The sequence below is a fragment of the Rhizobium sp. GW821-FHT14E12 genome, assembly GCF_058803745.1.
On sequence record NZ_JBXAPH010000001.1, the window covers coordinates 627684 to 642611 of the forward strand.

Below are 14928 nucleotides of genomic sequence, written 5' to 3' on the forward strand. Positions count from 1 at the left end.
GCCTTTTTTTCATTCCTCGCGCATGGTTTCCCGCTGCGTGATCAGCCGGGCGCTATGCTGGCGGCTGATATAGATCCAGAGCCAGCTCCACGCGACGGCGATGCGCCAGCGTGTGCCGATCAGGAAGTAGATATGGGCAAGGCCCCAGACCCACCAGGCAAGCCAGCCCTTGAGCTTGATCCGGCCAAAATCGATGATCGCGGCACTTTTGCCGATGGTGGCGAGGCTTCCCTGATGCTTATAGTGAAACGGCCCCGGCGCCGGCTGGCCCGCCAGCTTCGCCCGGATCACCTTGGCGACATAAGCGCCCTGCTGCTTGGCGGCCGGCGCGATGCCTGGCACGGGACTGCCATCCTCGCGCGTCACCGCCGCCGTATCGCCGATGACGAAAATATCCGGCTGGCCCGGCGCGTGCAGTTCCTTGTCGACCACGACGCGGCCAGCGCGATCGGCCGGAACGTCAAGCCATTTCGCCGCCGGTGACGCCTGCACGCCGGCTGCCCAGACGATGGTGCGGCACGGCACGAAGGTATCCCCGATCGTCACACCCTCGGCGGTGCAGGATGTAACGGGCTTGCCTAAATGGATTTCGACGCCGAGCTTTTCCAACGCCTTCTGGGCGTAATCCGACAGTTCCTCGACAAAACTTGCGAGAACGCGCGGGCCTGCTTCGACGAGGATGATCCTCGCCTTGCTGGTATCGATATTGCGGAATTCCTTCGGCAGCGTCTTTCGGGCGAGCTCGGCGATGATGCCGGCAAGTTCAACCCCGGTCGGCCCGGCGCCGACGATCGTGAAGGTCAGGAGTGCCTCGCGAATGGCCGGATCCTTTTCCAGCTCGGCCTGTTCGAAAGCCAGAAGCACGCGGCGGCGGATAGTCGTCGCATCCTCGAGCGTCTTCAGCCCCGGCGCTACCGGCTCCCATTCGTCATGGCCGAAATAAGCATGCGTCGCGCCCGTCGCTAGCACCAGCGTATCGTAACCGATCGTATCACCATTCTTCAGTGTCACCGTATGCGCCTGGCTATCGACATCAGCGACTTCCGCCAACAGTGTCGTCACCTCCGGCCGGTCCCGGAAGAAGTTGCGGATCGGCCAGGCGATCTCGGACGTCGCGAGCAAGGTCGTCGCGACCTGATAGAGCAGCGGCTGGAACAGGTGATGGTTACGCCGATCGATCAACGTGATGCGGACCGGCGCGCCCTTCAGATCATTGGCAAGCTGCAATCCGCCGAAACCGCCCCCGACGACCACGATATGATGATTCTGCATAACGACACCCCGCATCTATTACATCGCCGCAAACGTAGAGTTGAGGACGACGGCCAGCAACCGCCTTTTATGCATGGCACCTGTGCGGGCGTGATTCTTACGGTGTAATCGAGAATGCCATCAACGATTTCGCGCTCGCTGGATCAGGTCGAATGTCTCACGCACATCGGCGATGCCGAGAAATTTAGGGGTATTCGAAAGCGCGGGCGTCCAAAGACCGATACCGCCGCCACGGCGGCCATAGCCGATCTGGACATCGTCTCCGAAGCTGATCGTACCCGTTCCATTGCCATTCTGATCCAGATCCAGGGTTTGCAACCGCTCCAGCGATACGGTCAGAAGTTTGGAAAACCAGCCTTCGCGCAAGACCATGATACGTTGATCGCTGACAGCATATTGCGTCCTGGCGCGAACGAATGCATCCAGCACGAAGCGACCGATGATGAGGTACAAGCCAATCAAGATGAAAGGCAGACCCCACAGCTTCAGGAAGAACGTTGCATTGGCCTGGCGTGCAACCATACTTTCCCAAAAGATCGCAAAGCCACCCCACATCAGCGAAAATGGCACCAGAAGCAGGTCCTTCCTGCTAAACATAAGGCCTTGTTTCGGCCGGCCCTGCCACAACAGCTTTTCACCGGGCAGAGCATAATTTTGAATGTCCGCATTGCTCATGACAAATTGCCTCTACAGCACACACGCCATGACACTTTAGCTGAGAGGATCGGCTGAGATAATATCCAAAACCAGCCTGCGACTCTATGGACCTATTGCGCATAGTCGACGGGAATGGAGGCGCCGCTTTTCAGCTCCTCCATTGAGATCGAGGCGGATACATCGAAAAGCTCCACCTTGCGGACAATCTTCTTGTAGATGACATCATACTGCTCGACGCGCGGCAGCACGATCTTCAGGATGTAATCGTAATTGCCCGTCAGCCGGTGCGCCTCGACGATTTCGGGAATATCGCCAATAACCTTGCGGAACTTCTCGATCCATTCGTCGGCATGATGGGCGGTCTTGATCAGCGCATAGAGCGTCGTGGGTACGCCCATCTTCTCGCGGTCGAGCACGACGATGCGCCGGGCGATATGACCACTCTCCTCCAACCGCTGGATGCGCCGCGAGCAGGCCGAAACCGACAACGCCACCCGATCGGCAAGATCGGTCACCGAGATACCGGCATCCGTCTGCAGGAGGTCAAGAATCTTCCGGTCGCGTTCGTCAAGCATGCGCGGCAATCTCCGTAGTGACGCTGCATTTTTGCGTCATTTGACATAATGGCGCAAAAAACCGCAGAAGAAAATGCTCTCGCGACAAAGATTGCAAACACACGGCGGCTGACATGCCGCACTATTCCGTCATTCAAAACAAGAACGGAGAGCAGCATTATGCGTACCATCGGCCTGATCGGCGGCATGAGTTTCGAAAGTTCGGCGGTCTATTATCGCCAGATCAACGAGATGGTTCGCGACCGCCTGGGCGGCCTCGCCTCCGCCGAGGTATTGATGTACTCCGTCAACTTCGAAGAGATCGTTTCGCTGCAGAAGGCCGGACGCTGGGATGCTGCAGCGGCCCGTCTCGGCGATGTTGCTCATCGCCTGCAGGCCGCCGGCGCCGAATGCGTGCTGATCTGCACGAACACCATGCATCTGATCGCTCCGGAGGTTGCCGCGCGCATTTCCGTGCCGCTGATCAACATCATCGACGAGACGGCCGCCGCGCTGAAGGCCGCTGGCCGCGTCAAGCCGCTGTTGCTGGCCACCCGCTACACGATGGAGCACGGCTTCTACGCCGAACGCATGGCCCGCAACGGCGTTTCCATCATGGTGCCGAGCGCCGAGGACCGCACCAGCGTCCACGACATCATTTTCAACGAACTCTGCGCCGGCATCGTCAAGGATGAGTCGCGCAACACGCTGGTCGAGATCATCGAGCGCGCCAAGGCCGCTGGCGCTGACAGCGTCATCCTTGGCTGCACAGAGATCTGCCTGATCCTCGATCCGAACGGGCTCGCTCTGCCGGGCTTTGATTCCACGACGATCCACGCGCAAACCGCCGTCGACTTCGCTCTCGGCGCGGAAAAGACACGCGCCAGCCAGGCGGCGTGAGGCAAATCGAATTTACTTGACTGAGTCCAACAAATAATGGACATCGTTTCCCATATTGCAGGGAGACGATGTCCATGTCTGTTACCACGGAACTCGCGACCATCGACGCGGTCCGCGACTTCAACCGTTTTTACACGAATTTCCTCGGCGTTCTGAACAAGGCCTATCTCGACAGCTCTTACACGTTGACCGACGCCCGCGTGCTGTTCGAGATCGGCTCCCATGGCGGCATCGCCGCCTCGACACTCACCCGCGACCTGCACCTCGATCCCGCCTATCTCAGCCGCATCCTGAAGCGCTTCCGCGAAGACGGCCTGATCGAGACCAAGCCCGATCCCAGTGATCTACGTAGCCAGATCATCACCGTCACCGACAAGGGACAGGCGCAGTTCCACGAATTTGTCCGCCGTTCCCGCGCCCAGCTCGCCGGGCATTTCGACACGCTTGCCCTTGGCGAACCCGAGCGCATCGTCGAAGCGATGCGGACGATCCAGACCACGCTTGGATCGGACCGCAATACACTGCCACCCCTCACCATCCGAACCCATCGTGCAGGCGATATCGGCTGGATCGTGCAAAGTCAGGCCCGCTTCTACACGGAGGAATTCGGTTGGGATGACCGTTTTGAAGGATTAGTCGCGAAAGTGGGAGGTGAATTCCTGTCCAAGTTCAATGCGGATAAGGAACGATGCTGGATCGCCGAGCGCGGCGGGCAAAATGTCGGCTCCGTCATGATTACCGACGGTGGCGACGGCATTGCGAAGCTCCGGCTGCTTTACATCGACAAGACGGCGCGCGGTCTCGGCCTCGGCAAATTGCTGGTCGACGAATGCATACGCTTCTCGCGCGACGCCGGTTACGGACAGCTCTCGCTCTGGACCAACGACATTCTCGACGCCGCCCGGGCCATCTATATCAAGGCTGGTTTCCGGCTTGCCTCCGAGGAGAAGCATCGGATGTTCGGCCCGGAATTGAACGGTCAGACCTGGGTGTTGGACTTGTGACCTGTCATTGGCTGAGGTGAATATGGACAGCCGCCAGATCGATCAATAATGTCGATACAGCCTTGATTTGCATGGGGATATCGACATCCATGACCAGCACGACCGAGATCCGGATACTGCCGATAGCGAGCGAGCATATCGAGGGCTTTCACAGGGCTCTCGATTCCGTCGCGCGTGAGCGAAAATATCTGTCCCTGCTGGAAGCATTTCCGCTGGAGGAAACACGCAACTTCGTGCTCGGCATGATCAAGGACGGCAATCCGCAATTCGTTGCGCTGGATGGAGAAACGGTGGTCGGCTGGTGCGACATCAGCCGCCATTTCTTCCCTTCGCATGCCCATGGCGGCAAACTCGGCATGGGGATCATTCCATCCTATCGCGGCAAAGGCTTGGGACAGCGGCTGATAGAAGCGACCCTGCAGGCAGCGCGAGATGCCAGCTTCGCGCGCGTGGAGCTCAGCGTGCACGCCGACAATGCCCGCGCCATCGCCCTTTATGAGAGGGTCGGCTTTGTCCGGGACGGCATTGCGCGCAAATCCGCCTGCATCGACGGGCGCTATATCGATACCATCAATATGGCGATCTTCTACGAAGAGATCTGCTGAAAATCAGCGAAAGCTCCGGCGAGACTCATCACGATTGTGTTGCGGCGCAAAATTCCGCTTGATTTGGAAACGATCATTTCCTAAAAAATCCGCATGACAACGGACTCATTGGACATTTCACCGAAACTGCGCGGCCGCCCGCGGGAATTCGATATGGACGCCGCTCTCGACGAGGCACTGCGCGTCTTTTCCGAGCGCGGCTACTATGCCGCCTCGATCAGCGAATTGACCGAGGCCATGGGGCTGACGGCCGGCAGCGTTTACAAGGCGTTCGGGGACAAGCGCGGCGTCTTTCTCGCCACCTTCGATCGCTATCGTAAGGTGCGACGCGGCCTCATGGAAGAGCGTCTCGCCGTGGCAACCAACGGCTATGAAAAGCTGCGGGCGCTGGTGACCTTCTATGCTGAATCATCCTGCGGCGAAGTCGGCCGCCGAGGTTGCCTCGTCGTCGGTAGCGCGACCGAGTTGGCCCTCTTCGATGAGGAAGCCGCCGGCCGGGTCGCCTTCGCCTTCGAAACTGACGAACGGCACCTCGTCGACCTGATCCGTCTCGGACAGGCGGACGGTTCGGTGCCGAACCATCTCGATGCGGAAAACACTGCGCGCACGATGCATTGTCTCATGAAAGGCATGCGTCTGATCGGCAAGACCGGCCGCACCCGAGAACAGATGACAGCCGTCCTCGAGACCGCCATGACATTACTGAACTGACTTCTCGCTAGAATTCTGGGGAGCAAACTCCCCTTGCCCGTATCAAGGAACAAAAGACATGCCCGCTACTGCCGCAGCCATGCGGGAGAGCACTCCGCTCCCCGAAAAGACCATTTCGCCGTTGATGACCTTCATGTTCGCCGCCGCCTGCGGGCTGGTGGCCGCCAATCTCTATTACGGCCAGCCGCTGGCCGGCCCGATCAGCCAGGCGCTCGGCTTCACGCCGGCGGCAACGGGCCTGATCGTAACGCTGACGCAGATCGGTTATGGCCTCGGCCTGCTGCTGATCGTGCCGCTCGGTGACCTCCTGGAAAACCGCCGGCTGGTGCTGACGCTGGTCGCGCTTGCGGCCGTGGCGCTCGTCGGCGCTGCCTTCGCATGGTCGCCGTCGCTGTTCCTGCTGGCCTCGCTCTGTATTGGCCTTGCCTCCGTCGCAGTACAGGTGCTGGTGCCTTTCGCCGCCCATATGGCGCCGGATGCCAGCCGTGGCGCGGTCGTCGGCAATGTCATGAGCGGCCTGCTCTGTGGCATCATGCTGGCACGGCCGGCGGCGAGCTTCCTGTCGGAACTGCTATCCTGGCATGCGGTCTATATCCTCTCCGCCGGCGTCATGATCGGGCTGGCCGTCATCCTGCGCATCGTCCTGCCGACCCGCCGTCCGCACACCAAACTGCATTATGGCCAACTGCTCTCTTCGATGGGTCATCTCGCTCTGCATGAGCCGGTATTGCAGCGCCGCGCCCTCTATCAGGCCTGCATGTTCGGCGCCTTCAGCCTGTTCTGGACGACAACGCCGCTGCTGCTGGCAAGCCCGGCCTTCGGCCTGACGCAGAACGGTATTGCCCTCTTCGCTCTGGCTGGCGCCGCAGGCGCTATCGCTTCGCCGATCGCCGGACGTCTTGCCGATCGTGGCCTGACGAAGCTCGCCACCGGCTCTGCCATGGTGCTTGCCATCGTCGCCTTCCTCATCGGCCATGCCTCCGGCAGCGGCTCGCTGCTGGCGCTGCTCACCCTGACGCTCTCCGGCATCATGCTCGATTTCGGCGTGCAGACCAATCTCGTCGTCGGCCAGCGCGCCATCTATGCGCTAAGCGCCGAACATCGTAGCCGCTTGAACGGGCTCTACATGGCGACCTTCTTTGGCGGCGGCGCCATCGGCTCGGCGCTCGGCGGCTGGGCCTATGCCACCGGCGGTTGGAACCTTACCTCCTGGATCGGCGTCGCTTTCCCGGTCGTGGCATTGCTGATCTTCCTGACCGAACGGGGAAAATGATCAGGATGGCTGCGGAACGCCGTTTCGCAGCCAATCGCATTCGCTAAGGCCGGCCGTCACAAAGGGATCGACCACAGTGCCGGAGACAATCGACGCCAGTATCTGCGGTCCCGGCGGGACCTTGGCAATGGTGGCGACCAGCCGATCGCGGACCCAGGCAAGAGCCGCTGAATCCGACTGGTAAAATGGCGTAAACGCCAGCGACAACAGCTGGAACAGCCGCACATGCAGCCGCCGCGCTCGCGCATAAGCGGCAAGTGCCATCCCGATATCCTCGTTGCTCGCCAAGGCATGCGCAAGTGCAGCCACATCCAGCAGCGCCATATTGGCGCCCTGCCCGAGCTGCGGGCTGGTGGAATGCGCGGCATCGCCGACGAAGACCGTGCGGCCGCTATAGGGCGTGGCCATGGTCCGATGGGCGTATCGCGCCAGCGTCAACTGATCCCAATCACTGATCTGATCGAGCAAGGGCTGACATTCCGGCCAATAGCCACGGATCGCTGCCTTCCAGCGATCAAGCCCTCGCCGGCGCACCTCCTCGACATCCGCGACCTTCAGGCTCCAGAACAACGCCGCCTGTTTCGGCACATCCGGCCTCCGCCGCCCGATGGGCAGCACGCCGATCATCACCTTTGCCTGATCGTAGCGCTGCGTCAGAGCGCTCTCCTCCACCAGTCCATCCGGACAATCCAGCGTCGCCCAGAAGGCGCCATAGGTGAGATTGCGCGCACGCGGCATAACTGGCGAAGCCGTGACCAATTCAGAGCGCGCACCACTGGCATCGATGACAAGATCATACGGTCCCAGCCGCTCGCCACCCTCGACCACAAGATAGGTCCGATCGCCCTCTTCCAAAGACGAAACCACCCGTCGCCCGGTGAATACGAAATATCTCCGGATGGAGACCTCATTGTAAAGCGTGTCGAACAATGCGGCACGATGGACCGCAAGCCCATAGCGCCCGCCGGCCAGAGCGTTGTAACGCACGTCGAGAACAGTACGGCCACGCTTCGTCTCGGTGCCGAACAACCGGTCGATACGATTGCCGGCCGCGTGAATGGCGGGGCCAAGGCCGAGCGATTCCAGCACGGTCAGGCCCGTCGGCTGTAGCATCAGCGCGGATCCGACCGGTGCGGGATTATCGAAACGCTCGATAATCTCCGTCGCATGGCCGGCACGCGACAGAAACAGAGCAGCGGCAAGCCCGGCAGGTCCGGCGCCGATAATGGCAATTTTCAGGGATTTCACGGCGTCGCGCTCAGTCCTGCGATTGATCGAAACGGACGCGTGCGGCGCGCACCGCTTCGTGGTTGGCCTCGGCCCAATCCAAAAGCGGCGCCAACGGCACGTAAAGCGAACGGCCAAGATCGGTCATGCGGTATTCGACGCTCGGTGGCTTGGTCGGGAATACCTCGCGACCGACATAGCCGTCCCGCTGCAGGTCGCGCAGCGTCTGGGTCAGCATGCGCTGGGAAATATCGGGCACCATCCGACGCAATTCGCCAAAGCGATAGGGCCGCTGTGCCAATGCCTCGAGCAGCAGGATCGACCACTTGCCACCGATCTGCGAAATCAGATCTCGTACCGGGCAATTCGTGAAATCGAGCTTGCTGATATCGACGGCACGCAGCGGTGCCTCTATGCTGCGAAGATTGACGACGGTGCTGGCGCTCATGCTGGTTCCCTTAAAGTAACCTACAGCTGAAAAACTGCCTCCTTTACAGGCCGAAGTCAATTCCTATTCTAGTGTTAGTCTCTTTTTGAGAGCGACAAACCTCTGCGAGTCCGCGGCGGTCAAACAAGGATAAAGATTATGAGCAGCACCCTCCTCGTTACCGGCGCCGCCGGCCAGCTCGGCCAGCGCGTCATTCATCACCTGCTGGAGACCTACAAGGTTGCGCCCGGCCGCATCATCGCCGCCACCCGCAGCCCCGAGAAGCTCGCCGATCTCGCCGCCAAGGGCGTCGTTACCCGCAAAGCCGATTTCGACGATACCGCTGCCCTTCCCGCCGCTTTTGCCGGCGTCGACCGCCTGCTGATCATCAGCACGGACGCGCTTGCCGTTCCCGGTCTGCGCCTGAAGCAGCAGACGGCTGCCGTCGAAGCTGCGAAGAAGGCTGGCGTCAAGCATATCCTTTACACCTCCATGCCCGCTCCGGACGGTTCGCTCGTCAGCTTCGCGCCCGACCATCTCGGCACCGAAAATGCCATCAAGGCGAGTGGCATCGGCTACACCATCCTGCGTGACGCCTGGTATTTCGACAATTTCCTGATGGGCCTGCCGCATAGCCTCGAAGCCGGCAAATGGTACACCGCAACCGGCGGCGGCCGTACCAGCAACATCAGCCGCGACGATTGCGCACTCGCCATCGCCGCAGCACTTGCCTCCGACGCCACGGAAAGCACGACCTATACCTTGACCGGCTCCACATCGTTGACGATCGAAGATGTGGCGTCCGTCGTCAGGAAGGTCACCGGCCGTCCGCTCGAGGTCGTGCAGGCGAACGACGAACAATTCGCCGCTGGCCTGACCGGTGCCGGCCTGCCGAAATTCGTGGTCGACATGCTCGTCTCCGCCGACGCCAACGCCCGCGCCGGCAAATTCGACATCCTCACCAATGATTTCAACAAGCTGACCGGCAAAGAGCCGCAGACGGTGCGCGCCTTCTTCGAAGAACATAAGGCTGCTCTGCTGGGTTGAGTTTTTGGATACTCCGTCGTCCCTTCTCCCCGCAATGCGGGGAGAGGCTAGGATGAGGGGCCAGGATTGAAGGCGCGGCAAAGATAGCCTCGCCTGACCTGCCCGAAGCCCTTCCGCTTAAACCGCCTGCCCGCAGGCCCGGCAGAACCGTCGCACCGTCTCGGCCATACCATACTCCAGTGCATCGGCCGTCAGCCCATGCCCGATGGAAGCTTCCGCAAGTGCCGGAATGCGCTTCAGCAGCGCTGGCAAGTTCGCAACTGTCAGATCGTGACCAGCATTGACGTCAAGGCCATTGGCGAACGCGGCATCGGCCGTCTTGCCCAGTGCCTCAAGGATGACAGCAGCTCGCTCCGGCGCATCATAGCAGCCGCCATAGGGGCCAGTGTAAAGCTCGATACGATCCGCGCCAACCTCCCTGGCAATCTTCACCGCTTCGGCATCGCCGTCACCATCCGCAAACAGTGAAACACGGCAGCCGATCGTCTTGTATTTGGCGACGACATCGGCCAGCAGATTGTGGTTCTTGCGGAAATCCCAGCCGTGATCCGATGTTGCCTGCGACGGATCGTCAGGCACCAATGTCACCTGCTCGGGTTCGACGGAAACGCAGAGATCGAAGAATTCGTCGGAGGGATAGCCCTCGATATTGAACTCGGCTTGCGGAAACTCGTCGTCGATCAGCGCCCGGATCTCGGGCAGATCGGAGAAGCGGATGTGCCGCTGATCGGGCCGTGGATGCACCGTCAAGCCACTGGCGCCGGCGGCCAACGCAATGCGTCCGAGCCCGGTGACACTCGGCCAGGGCAGATCACGCCGGTTGCGCAGCATCGCAATGGCGTTGAGGTTCACGGAAAGCTTGGCAGGCATGATCGAAATCCATGATTTTCAAAGAGGATGATGGCGTCGTTTTATGCCATTGCGGGCCGCAAGACCAACGAGATTCGAACATCGATCCATGCAAAAGATTGATGATCTTTCGCTCGACGCAACACTACCTAGCCTGCGGCCTTATCGGACGATTGTCAGCGTCTCGGCAGCGCGCGTGATCGCCGTATAAAGCCAGCGTTCACGGGTGTCGCGGAACGCCCAGCTTTCATCGAACAGCACGACATTGTTCCACTGCGAACCCTGCGCCTTGTGGACGGTCAACGCATAGCCATAGTCGAACTCATCGTAGCGCTTGCGCGTCGACCAGGGGATCTCGCCTTCGACATCCTCGAAGGCCTGCTTCAGCAGCTTGATCTTCGCAGCACCCCGATCCATATCATCGTCTTCCGGCCGGATAAGCAGATTGATGCCGGGCTTCGTTGTTTCCTTGGACGAGGTCATCACCTGCCAGAGCGAGCCGTTGAGGAGACCCTTGGCGGGATCGTTGCGCAGGCAGACCAGCTTGTCGCCGGATTGCGGATATTCGGTCGCAAAGCCCTTGAGCTCGCGCAGGCGCTGATTGTAGCGCTTGCGGGTGCGGTTGGTGCCGACCAGCACCTGATCCGCGTCCATCACCAGGGGCTGTGTGACCTCGTTCTTCGAAATCACCTGCGCCGCGCCGTAGTCGCCGTGCATGATCTCCTTGCCTTCGCGTACATGCATGGCAAGCTGGATGATCGGATTGTCACGGGCCTGACGGTGAATATCCGTCAGCAGATAGTCCGGCTCTTCATTGGTGAAGAACCCTCCACCCGAAATCGGCGGCAGCTGACCGGGATCGCCGAGCACGAGGATCGGCGTGCCGAAACTCATCAGATCCTTGCCGAGCGCCTCATCCACCATCGAACATTCGTCGACGATGATCAGCGCTGCCTTGGCGACCGGGCTCTGCCGGTTGATAGTGAACATCGGCGCGATCGAAGTCTTGCCGGTCTCTTCGTCCTCGACAGCCTCTTCGCCGCGCGGGCGATAGATCAGCGAATGGATGGTCTTGGCATTGCTGGCGCCCCGCGAGCGCAACACCTGTGCCGCCTTGCCGGTGAAGGCCGCGAAGAGCACATCGCCATCGACATGCTCGGCAAAATGCCGCGCAAGCGTCGTCTTGCCCGTGCCGGCATAGCCGAACAGACGGAATAGCGGTGAGCGCCCCTCTTTCAGCCATTTGGCAACGGCCTTGAGCGCTTCGTCTTGTTGCGGCGCGAATTGCATCGCTCGACTTGGCAGGATTCGGCCCATAGACGCAAGCAGTAAAAGCCGCTCAGCGCTGCGGATCGTTTTCCAGCAGGATCGGCTTGCCGTGCGGCGTAGCCTCCGCCGCACGCTGCCAGCTTCTCTGCAGATCGAGGATCGCGCCGGCATCGGCGACGCCGTGGCTGATCAGCAGACCGGAAAGTGCAGCCACCCAGCAGTCGAAATAGTCGCTGCCATCTTCCGCCCGGCCGGGCTTGTGCAGCTCGGCGGAAAGCCGCTCCGCCCACTCGCCCCAGCTGAAGAGCCCCTGCTCATGCAGATGCACGGTCATTGCAAAGGCTTCCGCCGCCCAGGGTTCCGGGAAGACCGGCTCGCCATCGGCGGATTTCGGCAATTGCGCCAGGGGCGATGCCGCCTCACACGCGCTCAAGATAGCTCTCCCAGGCATCGATGGAGATGGTGAGCGAGGGATCGGCCCCCTCGCCCCAGATTTCCGGCGCGTCAAAGACGACGGTGTAGACCCATTGCGGGTTCTCGCCCTTGCCATGGGCGTTGTCGTCCGGGAAGACGAAAGAGCCCTGCACGGCCTCTACCACTCCCGTCTTGGCGCGGGCATAGCGCGGCAGGCGAGTATGTCCCGTCGGGTTGAAATTCTTCGTCCGCACGCGATCGCCGACCGCAAAGAGCGGCGCAGTCTCAACCGGCCGGTCGCAAGGCCCACCCTTGGCGAGAGCGCCGGCAACCATATCGGCCTTCAGCACACGTTTCGGTACTGTCCCTTGCTGCGACGAATGGCCGGATCGCAACTCCTCGTCCGTCGCAAAGCCATGCCGCTCCAGCAGCATCTCGATACCGCGTGTCCAAACCTCATAATAGCTGGCGGCAAGGTATTTTGCAGGCGGGATGCTTTCCCGCGCATGCCGGCTCTCATCGATGGTCCAGGCGCCGAAAGCGCCACAGGATAGCGTTATGCCGAGCGCGCGCTTTTCCCATTCGGCATGGAAGTAGGGTTCGTTCGGCTCCGGCGCGACCGGCCCGAAACCCATCTGGCCGCCAAGATCATGCGGCCCGTTCATATCGCCGCCTCCGGTGCCTTGGCGATCGCCGTGCCGATCATCGCATCACGGCTGACGAGATCGGCGAGCGCCACTTCATCCATGCCCTCCGTACCATCCGGACGTTCGGGAATGACCAGATAGCGCAGTTCCGCCGTCGAATCCCACACGCGGATTTTCTGCCCTTCCGGCAGCGTCAGACCGAATTCCGCCAGCACGCCACGCGGATCAATGACAGCACGCGAGCGATAGGCCGGCGCCTTGTACCAGACCGGCGGCAGGCCGAGCACGGCCCAAGGATAACAGGAGCAAAGCGTGCAGACGACGAGGTTATGCGTCTCCGGCGTATTGAACACGGCGCGCATATGCTCGCCCTGCCGGCCGGTAAATCCAAGGCTGGCAATCGCCGCCGTCGCATCGCGCTTCAACCAATCGGCAAACTCCGGATCGCTCCAGGCCTTCGCCACCACCTGCGCGCCGTTGCGCGGCCCGACCTTCGTCTCATAGGTCTCAACGATGGCATCGATCGCCAAGGGATCGATCAGCCCCTTTTCCGTCAGCAAGGTCTCCAGCGCTTTTACACGCGCCTGCATGTCGGAATAATGGTTGTCGTGATCATGGTGATGATGGTCGTCATGATCGTGCATCATGGATCTCCCTGCCGAATGAGACTCAAGTTTAAGCCTTGGCCAGACGGTCGCCAAGCACCTTCTTCATTGTTTCAACCGCGCTTAGATGCCGCAACCCACTGCCTTTGCTGGCGCTTTTGGCTAGTCTGCCTGTATGAAGATTCTGATTCTCGGCGCAACTGGTTTCATCGGCTCCGTGGTCGCGGCGCGATTGCGCGCGGACGGGCATGTGGTAACGGGCCTTGCCCGCAATCCCGGCCGCGCCCGCATCAAGCATCCCTCGACCACTTGGATCAAAGCCGATCTAGCGACAATGACCGATCCGTCAGCCTGGCTGGCATTGCTGGGCGGCCATCAGGCCGTCGTCAATTGCGCCGGCGCGCTTCAAGATGGACCTTCGGACGATCTGGCCGCGACGCAGGAAAGGGCGATGCTTGCCCTCTACGCCGCCGCCGCGCAATCGGGGACCGAGCTTATCGTTCAGATTTCGGCGCGCACCGATGGCGGCGGCAGGGAGCAACCATTTCTGGCAACCAAACGCAGCGCCGATGAAGCTCTGGCGGTAAGCGGGCTCAACCATGTGATCCTCAGACCCGCACTCGTGCTCGGTCGCAACGCACATGGCGGTACAGCGCTGCTGCGCGCTCTTGCCGCCATGCCCTTTGTCCTGCCGCTCATCCATGCGCAAAGCCCGATCGAGACGGTTTCGGTCGACGATGTCGCCGCGACCGTTTCAGAGGCGGTCAACGGTCAATTTCCGCCCAGTGCGGATATCGATCTTGCCGGCGACGATGTGCTGACGCTCAGCGATCTGGTCACCCTTCATCGAAGCTGGCTCGGCCTTCCGCCGGCATGGGTGGTGCCAATACCAGCTGTGTTGGCAAGACCGGTCACATGGGCGGCCGACATCGCCGGGCGGTTTGGATGGCGCTCGCCGCTCCGCTCTACTGCGATGGCGGTGATGTCAGAAGGGGTTCTCAGCCGCCGGGACGCGCAACATCGCCCCAACCAGCGCATGGCAAAGGCGGCCGAAATCCTCGATGCCAATCCCTCCGGCATTCAGGATTTGTGGTCCGCCCGCCTCTATCTGCTGAAGCCGTTGATGATCACCGGTTTGGCGCTGTTCTGGATGCTGTCCGGAATTGTGCCATTGCTCGCCCCGATCGCCGCAAGTCGGCATTTCCTACCCTTCATATCGTCGGGCATGGCGACGACGCTGACGATCGCCACCTGTTTTCTGGATATCGCCCTCGGGGCGCTCGTACTGGTGCGGCCTTTCGCACGCACGGCGCTCTACGGAATGCTTGGTGTTACCCTCGCCTATCTCGCCGGCGGCACCTTGCTCGAACCATCCCTTTGGCTCGATCCGCTCGGGCCGCTCGTCAAAGTCCTGCCGTCGATCTTGCTGACGGCTGCGACGCTCTCGGTATTGGAGGAACGCTGATG

17 protein-coding genes are annotated in these 14928 nt (G+C 61.1%); 7 read left to right on the forward strand and 10 right to left on the reverse strand.

The genetic code is table 11. The annotated features are described in order from the left end of the window. Window positions 1-9: 9 nt before the first annotated feature. The 3 genes from AC1RO0_RS03105 to AC1RO0_RS03115 form a co-directional block, all read right to left on the reverse strand. Window positions 10-1272 carry an NAD(P)/FAD-dependent oxidoreductase gene (locus AC1RO0_RS03105; RefSeq protein WP_498591488.1) on the reverse strand — a complete coding sequence of 421 codons (1263 nt, stop codon included), beginning with the start codon at window positions 1270-1272 and terminating at the stop codon, window positions 10-12. Between the two features lie 120 nt (window positions 1273-1392). Further along, complete coding sequence (locus AC1RO0_RS03110) at window positions 1393-1947, reverse strand: PH domain-containing protein (RefSeq protein ID WP_498591489.1); 555 nt, start codon at window positions 1945-1947, stop codon at window positions 1393-1395. A gap of 92 nt (window positions 1948-2039) precedes the next feature. Further along, complete coding sequence (locus AC1RO0_RS03115; protein WP_498591490.1) at window positions 2040-2504, reverse strand: Lrp/AsnC family transcriptional regulator; 465 nt, start codon at window positions 2502-2504, stop codon at window positions 2040-2042. A 159-nt stretch (window positions 2505-2663) separates the two neighbouring features. Here AC1RO0_RS03115 and AC1RO0_RS03120 point away from each other — a divergent pair, with 159 nt between their 5' ends. The 5 genes from AC1RO0_RS03120 (at window position 2664) to AC1RO0_RS03140 (ending at window position 6976) form a co-directional block, all read left to right on the forward strand. Next, entirely contained in the window at window positions 2664-3383 is a 720-nt protein-coding gene (locus AC1RO0_RS03120; RefSeq protein ID WP_498591491.1) for an aspartate/glutamate racemase family protein, read from the forward strand. Between the two features lie 74 nt (window positions 3384-3457). After that, window positions 3458-4387: a bifunctional helix-turn-helix transcriptional regulator/GNAT family N-acetyltransferase gene (locus tag AC1RO0_RS03125; RefSeq protein ID WP_498591492.1), complete on the forward strand. Its 930-nt coding sequence runs from the start codon at window positions 3458-3460 to the stop codon at window positions 4385-4387. A gap of 89 nt (window positions 4388-4476) precedes the next feature. Next, window positions 4477-4992 carry a GNAT family N-acetyltransferase gene (locus AC1RO0_RS03130; RefSeq protein WP_498591493.1) on the forward strand — a complete coding sequence of 172 codons (516 nt, stop codon included), beginning with the start codon at window positions 4477-4479 and terminating at the stop codon, window positions 4990-4992. Between the two features lie 93 nt (window positions 4993-5085). Then, window positions 5086-5703 (forward strand): TetR/AcrR family transcriptional regulator, encoded by a 618-nt coding sequence (locus AC1RO0_RS03135; RefSeq protein WP_498591494.1) that lies wholly within the window; start codon window positions 5086-5088, stop codon window positions 5701-5703. A 58-nt stretch (window positions 5704-5761) separates the two neighbouring features. Next, window positions 5762-6976, forward strand: coding sequence for an MFS transporter (locus tag AC1RO0_RS03140; protein WP_498591495.1), 1215 nt, complete (start codon window positions 5762-5764; stop codon window positions 6974-6976). Here the strand turns inward: AC1RO0_RS03140 and AC1RO0_RS03145 are convergent, their stop codons facing one another. Together AC1RO0_RS03145 and AC1RO0_RS03150 are read right to left on the reverse strand one after the other, a co-directional pair. Then, complete coding sequence (locus AC1RO0_RS03145) at window positions 6977-8224, reverse strand: FAD-dependent oxidoreductase (protein ID WP_498591496.1); 1248 nt, start codon at window positions 8222-8224, stop codon at window positions 6977-6979. A 10-nt stretch (window positions 8225-8234) separates the two neighbouring features. Further along, complete coding sequence (locus AC1RO0_RS03150; protein WP_498591497.1) at window positions 8235-8651, reverse strand: winged helix-turn-helix transcriptional regulator; 417 nt, start codon at window positions 8649-8651, stop codon at window positions 8235-8237. Window positions 8652-8789: 138 nt separating this feature from the next. Here AC1RO0_RS03150 and AC1RO0_RS03155 point away from each other — a divergent pair, with 138 nt between their 5' ends. Continuing rightward, entirely contained in the window at window positions 8790-9677 is an 888-nt protein-coding gene (locus AC1RO0_RS03155) for an SDR family oxidoreductase (RefSeq protein ID WP_498591498.1), read from the forward strand. A gap of 117 nt (window positions 9678-9794) precedes the next feature. Here AC1RO0_RS03155 and AC1RO0_RS03160 read toward each other — a convergent pair whose 3' ends face one another. The 5 genes from AC1RO0_RS03160 to nthA form a co-directional block, all read right to left on the reverse strand. Next, window positions 9795-10547, reverse strand: a complete 753-nt coding sequence (locus tag AC1RO0_RS03160; protein ID WP_498591499.1) for a pyridoxine 5'-phosphate synthase — start codon at window positions 10545-10547, stop codon at window positions 9795-9797. Between the two features lie 141 nt (window positions 10548-10688). Beyond that, window positions 10689-11816 carry an ATP-dependent DNA helicase gene (locus AC1RO0_RS03165; protein ID WP_007696949.1) on the reverse strand — a complete coding sequence of 376 codons (1128 nt, stop codon included), beginning with the start codon at window positions 11814-11816 and terminating at the stop codon, window positions 10689-10691. A gap of 49 nt (window positions 11817-11865) precedes the next feature. Further along, window positions 11866-12228: a nitrile hydratase accessory protein gene (locus tag AC1RO0_RS03170; protein ID WP_498591500.1), complete on the reverse strand. Its 363-nt coding sequence runs from the start codon at window positions 12226-12228 to the stop codon at window positions 11866-11868. Continuing rightward, window positions 12215-12874: a nitrile hydratase subunit beta gene (nthB, locus tag AC1RO0_RS03175; protein ID WP_498591501.1), complete on the reverse strand. Its 660-nt coding sequence runs from the start codon at window positions 12872-12874 to the stop codon at window positions 12215-12217. Before nthB ends, AC1RO0_RS03170 begins: the two co-directional genes overlap by 14 nt. After that, window positions 12871-13500 (reverse strand): nitrile hydratase subunit alpha, encoded by a 630-nt coding sequence (gene nthA / locus AC1RO0_RS03180; protein ID WP_498592368.1) that lies wholly within the window; start codon window positions 13498-13500, stop codon window positions 12871-12873. The genes nthB and nthA overlap by 4 nt, the downstream gene beginning before the upstream one ends. 136 nt (window positions 13501-13636) lie before the next feature. On the opposite strand from nthA, the gene AC1RO0_RS03185 reads away from it, so the two are divergent. Further along, window positions 13637-14926, forward strand: coding sequence for an SDR family oxidoreductase (locus AC1RO0_RS03185; protein WP_498591502.1), 1290 nt, complete (start codon window positions 13637-13639; stop codon window positions 14924-14926). Window positions 14927-14928 lie beyond the last annotated feature (2 nt).